A 17802-nucleotide genomic window follows, 5' to 3' on the forward strand; every position below is an offset into this window, starting at 1 on the left:
CAACGCATCTTCATCCGAATACCGCTTCCGAGCCATCCATCATCCCTTCCGTGACACCAAAATAGTGGCACAGTTTTACGGGGCTAAGACAGCTCGTCGATCTCAATGCACATCGACCCGGGCGATGGCGGCGAGATCGACGAGAACGCGGGTTAGAACGGTATTTCCGGCTCGTCGAACACTGGAACACGCGGATTGTCTTCGGGCATCAGACCGACCTCTTCCAGCAGTTCACGCGGTATCGAACGTTCCTCATCCACACGAAGAACCATCGCTTCAAGCACAACCTTGCGCTTCTTTTCTCGGGCTTTCTCTGGATTGGTTGAAACGAAGGTATTGCCAAAAAGCGACTCATATCCGCCTTTGGCAATGACTTCCTCTATTTTCTTCCTAGCGCGGTGTTTGCGTCGTGCGTCCTCACGGGGATCACCCGTAGGGCGGGTGCGCGGCCAACCTTTTCGCTCGAATTGTGGTGCACGTGGGAAATCACGTCCTCTGTTACTATCAATAGGCATTTTGTCTCCTATCATCGTGGCAATTTACAATGAGGGAAGAAACAACAGCCACACGGAGTCCAACCCATTCACCGCAGAAGCGGCGGAATTCAGTGATGGATTTCTCCGTTGATGGAGGCTGGGTATCACTGAGTTGGACAGGAAGTCAATTATTTTATTTATTACAGATGCTTAGCTCGTTTAAACGCTGAGTCTAGAATTGGAATGCGGTGTAAGTCATACGCCCAACCATGCAGCCGGTGTTCTATGCCACCCTGCTGCGCGTCTAGATGCGTGATGCGAAGATAGGCAAGTGCCGCAGCAATGGCCCGGTCGGCGTGATGCCCCTTGCCCCCGCCTGCGAGAACAAGGTTTCCGGCACTGGTCGAGGTCAGTTCAAAAGAGGCGATCTCGTTGATCAAATCTTGCTTGCCGTCGAGGTCATCGGCGACCGTCAATCCGCCGGTCTCTATCTCGGCAGCAAGGTTCTCTACCAGCAGCGATTTGGAGCAGCGCACCGTAGTGCCTTCGCGCGTGATTTCCTTCGTTCTGCAATGCTGGTTGTTAGGTTTTCCGCGAGAAATTTTCGTCACCGCTGTGGCTCAGCTGGTAGAGCACGTCCTTGCTCTTGAGCAAGGGGCATTGCGAAGCAATGGCCATTCGCATTGATGGGGGTTGTTCACAATCGAACTGTGAAGCTAAGCGAAAACTGCGGGTTTTGTTTTGAACGTTCACACTCCGTGCTACAGTTTCCACTCAAACTGCAACCCGTTAGGTAGTTGTTTTTGTTGAGAAGTACTGGTGCCGCTGAAGGGACTCGAACCCCCGACCCCATCATTACGAATGACGTGCTCTACCAGCTGAGCTACAGCGGCTTCCTGGACCCTACTATGGCCCTACTAGTTCTACTCCTTTGCCGCGAACTCTTTGGTTTCGCAAGTCATTCTCGCGGGGACCCGCTAATTACGAATGACGTGCTCTACCAGCTGAGCTACAGCGGCCTGCTTCTCTTCGCCGAGCCCTGCCTCCGGCCCGACTGTGCCGGCCTTTTCTAGTCAATTCGAAGCGAACGTCAATCGGAGATGGGGCGTTTTGAGAAAAACTTGCGCTCCTCACTCCAATGTGGCCGCTGTGCTCTCGACCCTGTGTGGCCTGTTAGCTTGGTGAGACGGGATGCGCCCAGTTCAGAAATCCAGGCCTAGGTCGATTGTCCGGTAGGAATGGGTCAGCGCGCCGGAAGAGATATAGTCCACTCCGGTGGCGGCGATTGCTGCAACCGTTTCACGGGTTACGTTGCCCGACGCCTCGGTTACCAGACGTCCGTCGACCATCGCGACCGCTTTTGCCAGGGTTTCCACGGACATATTGTCCAGAAGAACCACATCCGCGCCACCGACATCCAGGACTTCGGCCAGTTGATCCAGGCGGTCGACCTCGATCTCGACCTTCATCATGTGTGAGGCACGGGATTTCGTAGCCCGCAGAACGGCGGCGATTCCACCGGCGGCGGCAATGTGGTTGTCCTTGATCAGGATTGCATCTGACAGGGAAAAACGGTGATTGAAACCGCCGCCATGCAGGACCGCCTGTTTTTCGACCAGACGCAGCCCGGGCGTGGTTTTGCGGGTGCAGGTGATGCGCGCCTTTGTACCTTTGGTTTCCGCCACAAGGGCCGCTGTTTTTGTCGCCACGCCAGTCAAACGTCCGGCAAAGTTCAGCGCGACGCGCTCTCCGGACAGGATCGAGGCGGCGCTGCCCCTGATTTCCATCAGCGTTTCACCTTTGGCGCACCGCTGACCGTCGACGACAAGCGAGGTAATCTGAAGTGATGGGTCGACCAGACGGAAAGCCAGTTCCGCGACCTGCATTCCGGAAACAACAGCGTCTTCGCGCGCGTTGAGACGGGCCGTGTACTGCGTTCCTTCCGGAATAACGGTCAGGGTGGTGATGTCGCCATTGGAGCCGAGATCCTCCATCAATGCAGCCCGGACAAGGGGCTCCAGGATCATGTCAGGCAATGTCGGGATTGTCATTGTGGAACCTTTGCGATGCGGTCGCGCAGTGTCACGGCCTCGCCGAGTGTCAAAGCTGAGCGTTTACCGGGGCCGGGATCTGTCTGGGGAAAATCGGACCGAAAATGCGCGCCGCGGCTTTCTTCGCGCATCAGCGCGGCCGCGGTAATCAGGGTGGCGGTTGCGGTCATGTTCAGAAATGTGGCCGATGCCGCACTTTGTTTTTCGAGCCTGGCGATTTCGGACAGCGCTAGGCGCAATCCCTTGCCGTTCCGAACAACGCCCACGTAATCCGTCATGACCCGCCGCAGAGTTGAAACCGCCGGGACCTCTGTTTTCGGGTCACCTTTAGCCGGGTCAATCGAGACCTCAGGGCAAGGCTCCGCTGCCGTATTCGCTGCGATGTCTTGGGCGCAGGTGCGGGCAAAGACCAACGCCTCCAGCAACCCGTTTGAGGCGAGGCGATTGGCTCCGTGCAGGCCCGTGGATGCGGCTTCGCCACAAACCCAAAGCCCTGTGAGGGTGCTGCGGCCGTTAAGTTCTACTTCAACACCCCCCATGTGGTAGTGAGCTGCGGGCGTGACAGGGATCGGTTGGGAAACGGGATCCACCCCATTGCGAATACAGGCGTCGGTCACGGCCGGAAATTGCGTTGTGACTTCCACACCAATGGCCGCCCTTGTGTCCAACGCAGGCCGCTGTCCGGATTGCGCCTGCAAGTAAACTGCCCGGGCAACAATATCCCGGGGCGCCAGATCACCATCGGCATGAACCCCTTGCATGAAGCACTTCCCGGCTTTGTCGATCAGAACCGCCCCTTCACCGCGCAATGCCTCGGTGGCCAGCGGCGTTGGATCTTCGCCGACATCAATTGCGGTCGGATGAAACTGGACGAACTCAGCATCAGCTATTCGCGCCCCGGCGCGGGCGGCCATGCCGATCCCCTGCCCGCGGATACGCGCCGGATTGGTGGTTTGGGCGTATAGCCCCGCGGACCCGCCAGTCGCCAGAATGTGTGCGGCCCCGCGCAGAAGCACTGGTTTGGCGCCGTTGTCGGCAGCAGCAGTCAGGTAGACGCCGCTTACATGTTTGCCGTCGCTTTCCAGCCCGATGGCCTGAACCCCTTCGATCACCTGAACCGACGGGGTCCGGCGCAATTCGGCAATCAGAGCGCGCATGATTTCCGCGCCTGCCTGATCCCCTTTCACCCGCACCACGCGCGCAGCGGAATGGGCGGCCTCGCGGGATTGAATATAGGCCCCGTCCGGCGTGCGATCGAAGTCAGTACCCAGACCAGTCAGATCCAGAACATGGTCGCGGGCAGAGCGGGTCACGTATTCGGCAACCTCACGCAGAACGGACCCGGCCCCGGCACGGATGGTGTCTTCGGTATGGGCTTCAGGACTGTCACCCGGAGCCATGGCAGCGGCGACCCCGCCTTGTGCCCATGCGGAACTTGCCCCTGACCCCAGCGGCTCGGGCGAAATCATGACAACGGGTCGTGGTGCCAGCTTCAACGCGGCGTAAACGGCGGCCAGCCCGGCGCCGATAACGACCACCCTTGGAGTCACAATTTCCTGCATCGGCTGGGTCAAATACCCAGCTTGCAGGACAGGTCGATCATTCGCTGCACGGACAACCGCGCCTTTTCGGCAATGCTCGCGTCAACCTCGACCTGACCGGTCATCGTGTCGAGTGCATAAAGCACCTTTTCCAGCGTGATCTTTTTCATGTACGGACACATATTGCACGGCCCGACAAATTCGACTTCGGGCAATTCATCGGCGATGTTCGACGCCATCGAACATTCCGTGATCAGCAGTGCTTTCTCGGGCTTTTCTTCGGTGACATACTTAATGATGCCGCTTGTCGATCCGGAGAAGTCGGCCTCATTCACCACGTCCGGCGGACATTCAGGATGCGCAATCAGGCGCGTACCGGGATTCCATTCCCGGAAATCGCGCAGATCGCTAGCGCTGTATTGTTCGTGAACGATGCAGGACCCTTCCCACCAGACCACGTTCTTTTGCGGCACGTCACGCGCCACGTTCTGGGCCAGGTACTGGTCCGGCGTCATGATGACCGTTTCACTGTCCTGCGCGGCCACGATCTGCGCCGCGTTCGACGAGGTGCAGCAGATGTCGGATGCGGCTTTGACCTCGGCGGTCGTGTTCACATAGGACACAACCGGTGCGCCTGGATAGCGGCGGCGCATTTCCGCGATTCCCTCGGCTGTAATGGACTCGGCAAGCGAACATCCCGCCTCCATGTCCGGCATCAATACCGTTTTTTCCGGGCTGAGGATCTTGGAGGTTTCCGCCATGAAATGCACACCGCATTGCACGATCACATCTGCCTCGACCTCGGTCGCCTTGATCGCCAGTTGAAGGCTGTCACCCCCAAAGTCCGAGATACCGTGAAAAATCTCTGGCGTCATATAGTTATGGCCCAGGACGACCGCATTCCGCTTGGCTTTCAGATCATTGATCGCCTTCACGTAAGGGGCATAGATTACCCAGTCCGCCGGGGACACAACGCGGGACATGCGCGCGTATATGTCTGCCATGCTAGCGGCCAGTTCCGGCGATGGGCTGAGGTCATATTTTTCGGAAAGATGCGCGCGCTGCGCGGGTAGGTCGAACACGGGACTGTTTTTCTGCCTGATGACGTCGTGAAGCTCTGATTATTCGATTTTCTTCAGAATGGCTACCGTCAACGTGAACCGGCAAAACTGACCCAAATTTTCTGCGATGGATGGCCAAGGCGGTTGCCAATCGCCCGCAGTTTTCCTAGCCTGACGCAAAGGTAACAACCAACAAAAGGAGGGCACGAGCTGAACATGCGTATCATCCGCCGACTTCAGCACGGTCCCCGTTTCGCCCTGTAGATCCGTTTACAGGGCCGACCCGAGACACCTTTCATCGACGGTCTGCTCAAAGCCGCTGTGCGGCCATACCTTCTGGGTGCGAGATTTCCATGACTGTCATCAACATCAATGCCTTGGGCGTGATCCTTGGCGCGACTTTATTTTCTGACCTCAACCTGACTATATCGAAAACCGACCGGATCGGTCTGGTGGCCGCAAACGGACGCGGCAAGTCCACGCTGCTTGCATGCCTGTCGGGCGACCATGAGCCAACAACCGGAGAGGTTACCCGCGCTCGCGGCTTGCGAGCCGGACACATAAAACAGGACATTCCGACCGGTGCGCTGGCGCACAGCTTGCACGATTGGGTCCTGGCGGGCCTGCCACCAGAGCAGGCGGACTATGAAAGCTGGCGCGTGGATGTCGTGCTGGATGAGCTTCAGATCCCCTATGAGTTGCATCACAGGCCGCTGCGCGATCTGAGCGGCGGATGGCAGCGTACTGCCATGCTGGCCGCGGTCTGGATCACCAGACCGGACCTGCTGCTCTTGGACGAGCCGACCAACCACCTTGACCTTAACCGGATTGCGCTGCTGGAAAACTGGCTTGGCGCATTGCCGTGCGACGTGCCGGTTGTGATCGCCTCGCATGACCGGGCGTTTCTGGATGCCACGACCAATCGTACCTTGTTTCTGCGCCCCGAAAATTCCCGCGTGTTTTCGGCGTCATACTCATCGGCACGTGCAGCCCTTGCAGAATCTGACGCAGCCGATGGGCGGCAGCAAACCAATGAACTGAACAAGGCCCGGCAGCTTCGTCGTCAGGCGGCAAAACTGAAGAACGTTGGTGTGAATTCCGGCTCTGATCTGTTGCTGACCAAAACCAAACAGCTGTTACTAAGGGCCGACAAGCTGGAACAGGCAATCGGTCACGTTCACCACGAACAATCTGCAGGCGATATCCGGCTGGCGAACAGCGGCACTCATGCCAAGGCGCTTGTCTTTTTGGATGATGCGCCTGTTCGCTCGCCAAACGGGCAATTACTTTTCAAGACCGGCCGGAAGTGGATTGCGCGCGGTGACAGAGTTGTGATGCTTGGCGCGAACGGTGCTGGCAAGACACGTTTGATCCAGATGATAGCGGCGGCTCTGGCAGGGGCGGAAGATGGCATCAAATGCGCAGCGTCCATTGTTCCCGGCCTTTCCGATCAGCATCTGAGCCAGCTGGATGATGCGGAAACTCCTTTGGCTAAGGTGGTGGCACTGTCTTCCATCGGCGATCAGAGGGCGCGTTCGGTCCTGGCCGGGGCCGGAATAGACTACCAGATGCAAGACACGACAATTGGAGCGTTGTCCGGTGGCCAAAAGGCCCGGCTGGCGATGCTGATGCTGCGGCTAAAGGCACCTAACTTCTATTTGCTCGACGAACCGACCAATCATCTGGACATCGACGGGCAAGAGGCGCTTGAGGCCGAACTGACGGAACATGACGCAACCTGCCTGCTGGTCAGTCACGACCGAAGTTTTCTGCGGAATGTAGGAAACCGGTTCTGGTGGATCAAAAACCGGAAACTTGAAGAAATAGACAGCCCTGACACGTTCCTGTCTGACCAAAGTCAAGGTGGCGCGGACGACTGACGAACATTCTATTTTGCGTGCGTTTCCACGGCGCGGCGCTGCACTGCAGCGCCGTGTTGGCTCGCAACGCGTTCAATTCGCTGGTTTTCGCCTGAATGCCTTCCCACAAGGGAGATTCCAGTTGTAGTTTTTGGGTTTATCAATAATAAAAGCCGGAAAGACAGACGCCTAGGAAAAGTATCGATAAAATGGATCAATCGACCCCCACCTGGACCCGCGAGGCCGCGCAAGCCTTGTACGACATGCCTTTGATGGATTTGCTGTTTCGCGCTCAGACGGTTCACCGCGAAAACTTTGATCCAAACAAGATCCAGACATCCAAGCTGCTCTCGATCAAAACCGGCGGATGCGCCGAAGATTGCGCATATTGTTCTCAGTCCGCTCGAAACGGCTCGAAGCTGTCGGCGTCAAAACTGATTGAGGTTCAGCGCGTTCTGAACGAGGCGCGCAAGGCAAAGGATGGCGGCGCGACTCGGTTCTGCATGGGAGCCGCCTGGCGCGAGCCCAAGGAACGGGACATGGACGCGCTTGTGGCCATGGTAGAGGGTGTGCGCGACCTTGGCATGGAAACATGCATGACGCTCGGCATGCTGGACGACAACCAGGTCGTCCGTTTGCGGGATGCCGGTCTGGACTATTACAACCACAATATCGACACGTCCGAACGGTACTACTCCGAAGTGATCACAACCCGCACTTTCGCGGACCGGATCGATACGATGAACCGGGTTCAGGAAGCCGGAATCAAGGTCTGCTCGGGTGGCATCCTTGGCATGGGCGAGGAAATTCAGGACCGCGTCGATATGCTGGTGACGCTGGCCAACATGTCCCCCGCGCCCGATTCCGTGCCGATCAACATGCTGATGCCACAGGAAGACACACCGTTGGCCGATGCCGAGCCAATTGACCCGATCGACTTTGTACGCGCAATTGCAACCGCCCGCATCATGATGCCAAAATCCTACGTGCGTCTGTCCGCTGGCCGCAGTGAGATGAGCGATGAGATGCAGGCGATGTGTTTCCTGGCCGGAGCAAACTCGATCTTTGTGGGCGAAACCCTGCTGACCGCTGAAAACCCCGAGGAAGATACTGACGCAATCCTGTTTGCCAAACTGGGTTTGCAGGTCGAAACCGTGGCCGGGCAGAGCTGCGTGGAAGCGGCTGAATGAAGGCATTGGACCGCCTGAAATCCATGCTGGATGTTCTGAACAACCGGCACCGCTATAGGGTGCTCGCACCTCGTTGCGGCCTGGATTTCGCCTCCAATGACTATCTGGGACTGGCGCAGTCTCCAATGCTGAAGGTGGCGGCGCAAGACGCGCTGGACCGTGGAGTTCCGCTGGGGTCCGGCGGGTCGCGCCTGTTGCGGGGCAATCACCCTGAGCATGAAGCGTTGGAACAGGAAGCCGCCGCCTTCTTCCAGGCCGAATCCGCCTTGTTCATGGGCGGTGGGTTTCAGGCAAATCAGGCGATCTTTTCCACCCTGCCCGCCGCAGAAGATCTGGTTCTCTATGATGCATTGATTCATGCCAGCGCGCATGAAGGCATGCGCATGGGCCGCGCCACGACCCTGGAGTTTGCACATAACAATGTCACCGATGCGCGGCGTGTAATCGCCGAGTGGCAATCGGCCGGAGGCTCCGGTCAGATCTGGATTGCCGTTGAAAGCATCTACTCGATGGAAGGCGACTTCGCGCCTTTGGCAGAATTGTCGGAGCTGGCCCGCGCCAATGACGCGATCCTTGTTGTGGACGAAGCCCATGCCACAGGCGTATTCGGCCCGCAGGGCAAAGGGCTGGCGCATGGCTTGAACGCGGAACTGCTGACGCTGCACACCTGCGGCAAAGGGCTTGGTGTTGCCGGCGGGTTGATTTGCGGATCAAGGGTGATGATCGACGCCCTGATCAACCGCGCGCGCCCTTTCATCTTTGCAACCGCCCCCTCCCCCTTTAACGCAGCGCTGGTGCGGGCAATGATCAGCGTGCTGAAGGCGGATAGCTCGCTAATTGATGCGGCGCAGGAACGTCTGCGGCATGCCCATGCAGAAGCACGGCGTTTTGGCGTGCCGAACGACGTTCTGAACAGCCAGATCATACCCGTCATTCTGGGGGATGACGGGCGAACCATGGAAATGGCGGCCACGCTGGCAGAACACGGATTCGATGTGCGCGGTATTCGACCACCGACCGTGCCGCGCGGCACTTCGAGGTTGCGTATCTCTATCACCGGCAATGTCAGCAAGGCGGAAATCAGCGCCCTGTTCGAAACACTGAACCGTTACCAGAGGAAAGCGGCATGAGCGCTGTCGTCGTGACAGGAACCGACACCGGTGTCGGCAAAACGGTCTTCGCCGCAGGCCTGACGGCGGCGCTTGGAGCCAGCTATTGGAAACCAGTTCAATCCGGGTTGGAGGATGCAACCGACAGCGAAATCGTTGCAACTCTCTCGGGGGCTGAAGTGCTGCCGGAAGCCTATCGGTTGAACATGCCTGCATCTCCGCACCTATCCGCCGAAGATATGGGTGTCGAAATCGACCTGTCGCAGCTTGCACTGCCGGAGGTAGACGGCCCGTTGGTTGTTGAGGGCGCAGGCGGGGTCATGGTGCCGCTAAACCGCAGGCATTTCTTTCTGGACCTGTTCACCCACTGGAAGGCGCCGGTGGTGCTTGTCGCGCGTACCGCGCTTGGAACGATCAACCATACGACCCTGTCCCTGATGGCGCTGCGCACCGCGGGCTGCACCGTGGTTGGCGTGGCCTTTATCGGCGATGCGGAACCCGAAGTAGAACAAACTATCGTCGAAATGTGTAACGTCCGCCATCTGGGCCGGCTGCTGCTAATCGACGATCTGTCACACGACACGCTGTCAGCGGCCTTTGAAGCCATCGATGTCAACGCTATCCGGAGCGTCCTGTGACCCCGCTGGAATTCGACGCACGCCATCTTTGGCATCCCTACACCAATGTGTTGAACCCCGGCCCGATGCACCTCATCACCGGGGCCGAGGGCGTCTGGCTTACTCGGGAAGACGGCACACAGATGATCGATGCCATGTCGTCATGGTGGTGTGCAGTTCACGGGCATCGGCACCCTGCCATTATCAGCGCAATGCAGGATCAGCTGGCGCGAATGCCGCATGTCATGTTCGGCGGCCTGACCCACGAACCCGCCGTGGAACTGGGCCGCAGGCTGATCAGCCTGTTGCCGGATGGTCTGGACCGCATTTTCTACAGCGACAGCGGTTCGGTCGCGATCGAAGTCGCACTGAAAATGGCTGTGCAGTATCAGATGGCCATGGGTCGTTCCGAGCGCACGGAATTCGCCACCATTCGCGGCGGTTACCATGGCGACACCTGGAAGGCGATGAGCGTTTGCGACCCCGTCAACGGTATGCACGGGCTGTTTCGGGGCGCATTGTCGATACAGCATTTTTTGCCCCGCCCACAGATCACTTTGGATCAGGACTGGTCTGACGACACTGCCCTCAATGGCCTTGGCGCACTTGAGGAGTTGCTGGAGACCAAAGGCAATCGAATTGCCGCACTGATCCTGGAACCGGTGGTTCAGGGCGCGGGCGGCATGTATTTTTATCACCCGGTCTGGTTAAAGCGCGCGCGGGCGCTATGCGATGCATACGGGGTTTTGTTGATTTTCGACGAAATCGCCACAGGCTTCGGCCGCACCGGTGAATTGTTTGCGATGCATCTGGCTGACGTCGTGCCGGACATTCTTTGCCTTGGTAAAGCGCTGACAGGTGGTCATATCACTCTGGCGGCCACGGTCGCCACTGAACCTGTGGCTCGTGGGATCGGTGAAAGCGAAGCCAGTGTGCTGATGCATGGCCCGACGTATATGGCCAATCCCCTGGCCTGTGCCGCCGGTGCTGCAAGCCTTGACCAACTGTCCCGGCGCGACTGGCGCGCCGAGGTGCACGCAATCGCACAGCAGATGGCACATGAACTCGCCCCCGCGCGGAATTTGCCCGGAGTGGCGGATGTCCGGGTTCTGGGCGCAATCGGTGTCATCGAGATGGAGAATTGGCTTGATCCCTCTATCGCGCACAGGAAGGCGCCGGAAACCGGTGTCTGGCTGCGCCCGTTTGCGCGGAATATCTATTGCATGCCACCCTACATCATCTCACCGGACGAGTTGAGCAAAGTCACCGCTGCGATGGTGGCGTTGGCCAGGGAATCGTAATGAAACGCCAGTGGTTATCCCGGTCGGAACAATCATCGCTGATCCTTGTTTTTGGTGGCTGGGCGCTGGGTGCGGCCCCGTTTGCAGAACTGACGGGACAGGACGACGTCCTGCTGGTGGATGACTACCGTCACTTGGATGATGCCCTGCCCGAACTCGCGCAATACGACCGCGTTGATCTGATTGCTTTTTCTTTCGGTGTCGCGTCCGCCGCGCATTGGATGGCAATGACTGGCTTTTCACCCGCGCGTCTTGTCGCCGTCAGTGGAACGCTGTCGCCAGCGGATGCGGAAACCGGAATAGCGCCCCAGATGATACGCGCGACAGCCGATGGCCTTACGGCAGACAGTTTTTCGAAATTTTGCCGTCGCGCCGGTTTGCAAGGCCCCGCTCCTGCCCTGAACATCGAGGCCGCGCAGGCTGAGCTGCATTGCATCATTGATCGGGGTCCAGCCCCGGAACGTGCCTTTGATCGCGTCTGGATACCCGAAAAGGACCGGATCATCCCGACCGGCGCCCAAAAGGCAGCATGGGCGCGGCAAGGCAAGGCTGTTCGCCCCGTCTCGGGGCCACATGTTCCGTTTCGGGCCGGGCAAAGCTGGGCGGAGTGGATCACATGATGGCGCATTCGACAGACCGGGTTCAGCGCAGCTTCAGCCGTAGCTTTGACACCTATCACCAGGCCGCGGGTCCTCAGGGGCGGATCGCAGAGCGACTGGTAACGGACCTGCGCGATTGCGGCGCGCCGGGTCACTTTTCCTCAGTCCTGGAACTTGGCTGCGGTACCGGGCTTTTGACACAAAAGCTGCGCGAAGCATTTGTCATTGGGGACCTGACCCTCAACGATCTGGCGCCCGAAGCCGGGCTGACTGCACAAACGGCCGCCGCCACGTTCCTGTGCGGCGACGCGCTGCAGGTGGACTGGCCCGACCGGCCTGATCTGATCACCTCTGCCTCAATGATCCAGTGGCTGGCGGATCCGGCCGCACTTTTGCGCAGAGCCGCAGACGCGCTTGCGCCGGGTGGTTGGCTAGCAGTCTCAGGCTTTGGCCCAAAGCAGTATCATGAGCTCGCTCAAATCGGCTCGTCTGCAGGGGCACCGGGTTTGTGCCGTTCCGAGGATCTGGTTGCTTCAGTCCAAACTAAAATGGAACTTGTGACATCGGGCGAGCATGTGCAGCAACTGCACTTCGCGTCACCGCGTCTTGCGCTTAAACATCTGCGCCAAACCGGGGTCAACGGGCGGGCCAAACAGTTCTGGACCAAATCCGATCTGTTGCGGTTTTCAACAGATTACACCCGCCGGTTCGGGACCGACGCCGGCGTACCCTTGACCTATCATTCAGTCTGGATCGTCGCACGAAAACCGGTCTAAGTCACCTTTGTGCCCGGACCGAACAAGACAGATGGCCTAGATGTAGGAATTGGCAATCAATTGCTGGGTATAGGCATGATGGGCGGATCTGCTTCGCAGTTGCTCGACGCTCAGATGCTCGACGATCTGGCCAGCATTCATCACGGCAACGTGGTCACACAAATGCCCGACAACCGCCAGGTCATGGCTGACCATAAGATATGTCAGGGATCGCTCGGCGCGTATGTCCGTCAACAGGTTGAGAATCTCGGCCTGAATTGAAACGTCCAGCGCGCTGGTCGGCTCGTCCAGCAAAAGCACATCCGGCTCGGCCGCAAGCGCCCGTGCAATTGCAACCCTTTGGCGTTGGCCGCCTGACAGCTGATGCGGATACCGAAAACGAAACCTGTGGCCCAGGTCCACATTGGCCAGAAGATCCTCGATCCGGCGGTCAATGTCGGTCATGCCGTGCAGACGCAGGGTTTCAGAGAGAACCTGATCGACGGTCTGGCGGGGGTGAAGCGAGGCATAGGGGTCCTGAAAGACCATTTGAACCGTCTGATAGAACTCGCGCGAGCGATGTCGGCCCAGTTCGGCACCGTTGACATGCATTCTGCCGGACCAGCCGGGTACAAGGCCGGACAGCGCCCGCAATATTGTCGACTTGCCCGAACCGCTTTCGCCGACAAGGCCCAGGCTTTGCCCTTGTGCGACAGAAAGCGAGGCGCTGCGCACGGCGTCCACCCGATCCCTTCCCGTTCCGAACCAGACGTTCAGATTGTGTATGTCAATCATGCTCATGACTTGACCTGTCCGCTGACTGAAGGCGCATCGGCCCAGGCTTCGTCCCTGTTCAGAACCGCAAGCCTTTCATGCGGCTCATCCAGACGGGGCAAGGCATTCAGAAGTCCCTGAGTATATGGGTGTTTGGCCTCAGACAGCTTGTCGGCATCGCAGACTTCGACAATGCGCCCCGCAAACATGATCAGCACCCGGTCGCAGAATTCCGCCACCAGGTTCAGGTCGTGACTGATAAAGATCAGCCCCATTCCACGCTCGCGCACTAGATCGTCCATGATATTCAACACCTGACGCTGGACCGAAACATCCAGCGCGCTCGTCGGTTCGTCGGCAATCAGGATCTCGGGATTTGCGGCCAGCATCATGGCGATCATGATCCTTTGCCCCATGCCGCCGGACATCTCATGCGGATAAGCGCGAAGTACCCTTTCCGGGTCTCGGATTGCAACGGCGTCCAGCATTTCCAGACTGCGCGTTCGGGCAGTGGAATGCCCGGCGCCGGTGGATTGGCGATAGGCCTCGATCATCTGCGCACCGATGGTCATCACGGGGTTCAGGCTGAACTTGGGATCCTGCATGACCATGGAAATCTTGCTGCCGCGAACAGCGCGCATCTTGGGTTCGGACAACCTCAGCAGGTCAATGTCGTGCAGCTTGATATGGTCCGCCTCGACAAGACCCGGGCTGCGCACCAGGCGCAGGATTGCCCGCCCGGTCATGGATTTTCCGGACCCGCTTTCGCCGACGATCCCCAGTCTTTCGCGCCCAAGGCTGAAACTGACCCCGCGCACTGCGTCGAACACGCCCCTGCGGGACGGAAACCGAACCCAGAGGTTCTGCACATCCAGCAACTGTTCGCTCATCCCTGGCCCCCTTGTTTGGGGTCAAGAATGTCACGCAATCCGTCGCCCAGCAGATTGAAGGCGAGCGATACGATGAATATCGCCAGCCCCGGCATGGTGGCGACCCACCAGTGATCCAGGATGAAACGGCGCCCCTCGGAAATCATCGCACCCCATTCCGGGCTGGGCGGTTGCGCGCCGAGGCCCAGAAATCCAAGACCGGCTGCCGCAAGAATGATCCCTGCCATATCCAGCGTGACCCGAACGATGAGTGAACTGATGCACAACGGCCAGATGTGGCGCGTGATGATCCGGAACGGACCGGCCCCTTGCAACCTAATGGCACTGATATAATCCTGCGATCTGATCGTCAGCGTCTCGGCCCGAGCCAACCGTGCATAGGGCGGCCAGGCAGTGAGCGATATTGCAAGAACTGCGTTTTCGATCCCCGCGCCCAGACCGGCCACAAAGGCCAGGGCCAGAACCAGCCGGGGAAAAGCCAGAAATATATCGGTAATCCGCATCAGGACGAGGTCGGCGATTCCGCCGACATATCCTGCCACGGTGCCAACCAGAAGCCCAAGAACCGGCGCGATAAGAGCGACAAGTGCAACGATGTAAAGCGTTATTCTCGCACCGAAAATCAGGCGGCTGAGGATATCACGCCCGAGGCTGTCCGTCCCCAGCAGATGTCCTTCTGTCCCAAGCGGAAGCAGACGTTTGCCAAGGTCCTGAACATACGGATCATGCGGTGCCAGAAGTGGCGCGAACAGGGCGGTCAGGATCAGCGCCACAATGATGACCAAACCGATCATAGCCATGACATTGCCGCGCAACGTGAGCCATCCGTTATATATGGAGGCGAGGCGGGCCTGTACCCTGCTTTCCGGTTCTTCCGAGAGAAGCCATTGTCGTAGCGTTTGAGTGGTCATTTGGCCCTCGGGTCCAGAACTTTGTAAAGCAGATCGCTTGTGACGTTCAGCAATATGAAGCAGAAGCCGACAACCACGGTTCCACCCAGAACGGCATTCATGTCCGCACTCAGAAGCGCCGTGGTGATATAGCTGCCGATACCGGGCCAACTGAAGATGATCTCGGTCAGCACGGACCCTTCCAGCAATCCCGCATAAGACAGGGCTATGACGGTGATCAGTTGCACACGGATGTTGCGAAAGGCGTGACGCCAGATAACGATACGTTCGGGCAATCCTTTTACACGGGCGGTCAGGATGTATTCTGCGCTGAGTTGCTCCAGCATGAAACTGCGGGTCATGCGGCTGATATAGGCCAGCGAATAATAACCCAGCAGCAGCGCGGGCAGGATAATATGGCTGACGGCATTCCAGAAGACCGTCATGTCGCCGGCAATCAGGCTGTCGACAAGGATCATACCCGTACGCGTCGGCACGATGTCCTCGTAGAAGATATCCAGGCGCCCCGGGCCACCGACCCATCGCAACTTGCCGTAAAATATCATCAATCCCATCAGGCCCAGCCAGAAGATCGGCATTGAGTATCCCACCAACGCGATGAAGCGGGCGATCTGATCGATCCAGCTACCCCGGTTGACGGCCGCGACAATGCCCAGCGGCACGCCGACCAGAATACCCGCCAGAACACCCAGGGTGGCCAATTCCAGTGTTGCGGGAAAAACCCGCTTGATATCTTCAATCACCGGGCGCGCGTTGAGATAGGAAATTCCAAAATCCAGCCGGGCGACGTCGGACAGGTAGTACCAGAACTGGACAAGCAAAGGCTTATCCAGCCCGAGCATTTCATAGGTTTCCTGATAAACTTCCTGCGTGGCGCGTTCACCCACTATCGCTATCACCGGGTCGACCGGCATCACCCTTCCGATGATGAAGGTCACAAATAACAATCCCAGCATCGTCACCAGAATCGATCCGATCGTCAGAACGGTTGTTTTTAAGACGTGAATGAGAGGCGCGAGCCCGCGCCTCTCGGAATTTGTCATGTCGCTCATTACTTGGTTACGACAAAGTAACCGGCTTCGGACACCGCACCGCCAAGGTTCCAGTTGGTGACGTTGCCGCCGATCCCGGATCTCTCAGTCCTTTGGAACATGATTGCAAAGGGCGAAGTCTGGCGGAATATGGCCTGGATTTCCTCGTACATCTCGGCCCGTTTTGCCGTGTCGGGTTCAATCTTGGCCGCATCGGTCATTGCCGTCAGTTCTCCGGGGTTCCAGGAATTGCGCCAAGCAAGAATCCCGGTGGCCTTTGCTTCGTCTGAATTGTCAGGATTCCAGGCAAAGGTTCCGGCATTGGTCTGCGGATCGGGGTAATCCGGCCCCCAAGCGCCAAGATAGGCGTCCAGTTCACGGGCGCGATACCGGGTCAGCACCTGCTTGGCGGTCCCAACAGTGATCTTCATGGTGATCCCGGCCTCGGCCAGCGTGTTCTGGATGGACTGTGCGATCTCGATACGTTCCTGCGCCTCGCGCACACCGACTTCGAACTCAAACCCCGAAACACCGGCCTCGGCCAGCAATGCCTTGGCTTTTTCCGGATCATAGCTGAACGGATTGTCGTCGACCGATCCCATGTAGGTTGCCGGCAGGAAGTTCTGGTGAACCGCCCAGTCACCCTTGAGGAAACTATCGGCCATCGCTTCATAATCGATCAGGTACTTTATGGCCTCCATGACCTTTGGGTTCGACAGTTCGGGGTGTTTCTGGCTCAGCGAGAAATACATGATCTGACCGCTCAGGGCCGCGTACATGTCCAGATCGGCGTTCGACTCGACCGCGGCCATGTCTTCAGGGTTCAGGTTGCGTGCGATGTCGATATCGCCTGCCTCCAGCAACAGCCGCTGCGACGCGCTTTCCTGCACATGGCGGGTGATGACGCGTTCCATGGCAGGGGCACCGCCATAGTAATCAGGGTTGGACTGCAGCGAATAGCTCTCATTCGGTTTCCAGCCTGTCAGCATGTAGGGACCGGAACCCGCCGAGTTTGTCGCCAGCCAGGTGTTGCCCATATCGCCATCCACGGCGTTGGCTTCGACGGTCTTCATATCGACGATGGCACCGACACCGGCTGTCAGGCAGTTCAGCACAAAGGATGTCGCGTATTTCTTGTCCGTGGTAATCAGCAGCTTGCCATCTTCCACGCGGATCATCTGATCAACGTTTTCAGGGGTGAAACCGAACTGAGTGAGGATGAAGGCCGGTGTCTTGTTCAGCTTGATGACACGGCGCAGCGAGTACGCCGCATCTTCCGCCGTCACCGGGTTGCCGGAGTGGAACTTGACGCCCTCGCGCATCGTGAAGGTGATCGTCTTTCCGTCCTCGGACACGTCCCATTTGGTCGCAAGATCCGGCTGATACCCGGCGTCCAGATCAAGCGGATCGTAATTGACCAGCTTGCCATAAATGTTGCGCGTCATCTCCATGCCGGTGAATTCAAACGACTGTGCCGGATCGGCTGTCGTGATGTCATCGATACGCATCGCCATGACCAGCATGTTGGGCGGCGTTTCGGCAAACGCGGCCGGTGCACCCACAGCCAGTGTCGCCGCAAAAGCTGCGGTGCCGACAAGTTTGGAAAATAACTTCATAGTCTAACTCCCTGTTGATTA

Annotated in this window: 17 protein-coding genes and 1 tRNA gene; 7 read left to right on the forward strand and 11 right to left on the reverse strand. The window is 58.4% G+C overall.

The features are described 5' to 3' along the window. Window positions 1–152: 152 nt before the first annotated feature. The 6 genes from ACR0FE_RS14705 to nadA all read right to left on the reverse strand — a co-directional run bounded on the left by ACR0FE_RS14705 (window position 153) and on the right by nadA (window position 5150). Window positions 153–530 carry a hypothetical protein gene (locus ACR0FE_RS14705; RefSeq protein ID WP_480913535.1) on the reverse strand — a complete coding sequence of 126 codons (378 nt, stop codon included), beginning with the start codon at window positions 528–530 and terminating at the stop codon, window positions 153–155. Between the two features lie 146 nt (window positions 531–676). Then, window positions 677–1087, reverse strand: coding sequence for a hypothetical protein (locus ACR0FE_RS14710; RefSeq protein WP_480913537.1), 411 nt, complete (start codon window positions 1085–1087; stop codon window positions 677–679). 206 nt (window positions 1088–1293) lie between these two features. Next, window positions 1294–1369: transfer RNA gene (locus ACR0FE_RS14715), tRNA-Thr, on the reverse strand. Window positions 1370–1678: 309 nt separating this feature from the next. Further along, a complete protein-coding gene (gene nadC / locus ACR0FE_RS14720) occupies window positions 1679–2527 on the reverse strand; it encodes a carboxylating nicotinate-nucleotide diphosphorylase (protein WP_480492233.1) in 849 nt (282 codons plus the stop codon). Continuing rightward, a complete protein-coding gene (locus ACR0FE_RS14725) occupies window positions 2524–4089 on the reverse strand; it encodes an L-aspartate oxidase (protein ID WP_480913540.1) in 1566 nt (521 codons plus the stop codon). The genes nadC and ACR0FE_RS14725 overlap by 4 nt, the downstream gene beginning before the upstream one ends. An 8-nt stretch (window positions 4090–4097) precedes the next feature. Then, complete coding sequence (nadA, locus tag ACR0FE_RS14730) at window positions 4098–5150, reverse strand: quinolinate synthase NadA (protein ID WP_480913541.1); 1053 nt, start codon at window positions 5148–5150, stop codon at window positions 4098–4100. A 332-nt stretch (window positions 5151–5482) separates the two neighbouring features. Here nadA and ACR0FE_RS14735 point away from each other — a divergent pair, with 332 nt between their 5' ends. The 7 genes from ACR0FE_RS14735 (at window position 5483) to ACR0FE_RS14765 (ending at window position 12580) form a co-directional block, all read left to right on the forward strand. Beyond that, a complete protein-coding gene (locus tag ACR0FE_RS14735; protein ID WP_480913542.1) occupies window positions 5483–7009 on the forward strand; it encodes an ABC-F family ATP-binding cassette domain-containing protein in 1527 nt (508 codons plus the stop codon). A 188-nt stretch (window positions 7010–7197) separates the two neighbouring features. Next, window positions 7198–8178: a biotin synthase BioB gene (gene bioB / locus ACR0FE_RS14740; RefSeq protein WP_480913543.1), complete on the forward strand. Its 981-nt coding sequence runs from the start codon at window positions 7198–7200 to the stop codon at window positions 8176–8178. Continuing rightward, entirely contained in the window at window positions 8175–9308 is a 1134-nt protein-coding gene (locus tag ACR0FE_RS14745; RefSeq protein WP_480913544.1) for an 8-amino-7-oxononanoate synthase, read from the forward strand. Before bioB ends, ACR0FE_RS14745 begins: the two co-directional genes overlap by 4 nt. Beyond that, window positions 9305–9925 carry a dethiobiotin synthase gene (bioD, locus tag ACR0FE_RS14750; RefSeq protein WP_480812852.1) on the forward strand — a complete coding sequence of 207 codons (621 nt, stop codon included), beginning with the start codon at window positions 9305–9307 and terminating at the stop codon, window positions 9923–9925. Before ACR0FE_RS14745 ends, bioD begins: the two co-directional genes overlap by 4 nt. Next, window positions 9922–11205, forward strand: a complete 1284-nt coding sequence (gene bioA, locus ACR0FE_RS14755) for an adenosylmethionine--8-amino-7-oxononanoate transaminase (protein ID WP_480913546.1) — start codon at window positions 9922–9924, stop codon at window positions 11203–11205. The genes bioD and bioA overlap by 4 nt, the downstream gene beginning before the upstream one ends. Next, window positions 11205–11825, forward strand: coding sequence for a pimeloyl-ACP methyl esterase BioG family protein (locus ACR0FE_RS14760; RefSeq protein ID WP_170679016.1), 621 nt, complete (start codon window positions 11205–11207; stop codon window positions 11823–11825). The genes bioA and ACR0FE_RS14760 overlap by 1 nt, the downstream gene beginning before the upstream one ends. Continuing rightward, a complete protein-coding gene (locus tag ACR0FE_RS14765) occupies window positions 11822–12580 on the forward strand; it encodes a methyltransferase domain-containing protein (RefSeq protein ID WP_480913548.1) in 759 nt (252 codons plus the stop codon). The genes ACR0FE_RS14760 and ACR0FE_RS14765 overlap by 4 nt, the downstream gene beginning before the upstream one ends. 36 nt (window positions 12581–12616) lie before the next feature. On the opposite strand, the gene ACR0FE_RS14770 is transcribed toward ACR0FE_RS14765, so the two are convergent. Genes ACR0FE_RS14770 through ACR0FE_RS14790 form a run of 5 tightly spaced genes read right to left on the reverse strand, consistent with a single transcriptional unit; the run spans window position 12617 to window position 17781 of the window. Continuing rightward, a complete protein-coding gene (locus ACR0FE_RS14770) occupies window positions 12617–13360 on the reverse strand; it encodes an ABC transporter ATP-binding protein (RefSeq protein ID WP_480913550.1) in 744 nt (247 codons plus the stop codon). Then, the gene (locus tag ACR0FE_RS14775) at window positions 13357–14223 is read right to left on the reverse strand and encodes an ABC transporter ATP-binding protein (protein WP_480812848.1); all 867 of its coding nucleotides are present in this window, start codon (window positions 14221–14223) and stop codon (window positions 13357–13359) included. The genes ACR0FE_RS14770 and ACR0FE_RS14775 overlap by 4 nt, the downstream gene beginning before the upstream one ends. Next, window positions 14220–15134, reverse strand: a complete 915-nt coding sequence (locus ACR0FE_RS14780; RefSeq protein WP_480913552.1) for an ABC transporter permease — start codon at window positions 15132–15134, stop codon at window positions 14220–14222. The genes ACR0FE_RS14775 and ACR0FE_RS14780 overlap by 4 nt, the downstream gene beginning before the upstream one ends. Then, window positions 15131–16186, reverse strand: a complete 1056-nt coding sequence (locus ACR0FE_RS14785; protein WP_480913554.1) for an ABC transporter permease — start codon at window positions 16184–16186, stop codon at window positions 15131–15133. Before ACR0FE_RS14785 ends, ACR0FE_RS14780 begins: the two co-directional genes overlap by 4 nt. Further along, window positions 16186–17781, reverse strand: coding sequence for an ABC transporter substrate-binding protein (locus tag ACR0FE_RS14790; protein WP_170611775.1), 1596 nt, complete (start codon window positions 17779–17781; stop codon window positions 16186–16188). The genes ACR0FE_RS14785 and ACR0FE_RS14790 overlap by 1 nt, the downstream gene beginning before the upstream one ends. Window positions 17782–17802 lie beyond the last annotated feature (21 nt).

This window comes from Ruegeria sp. K7, assembly GCF_056531785.1.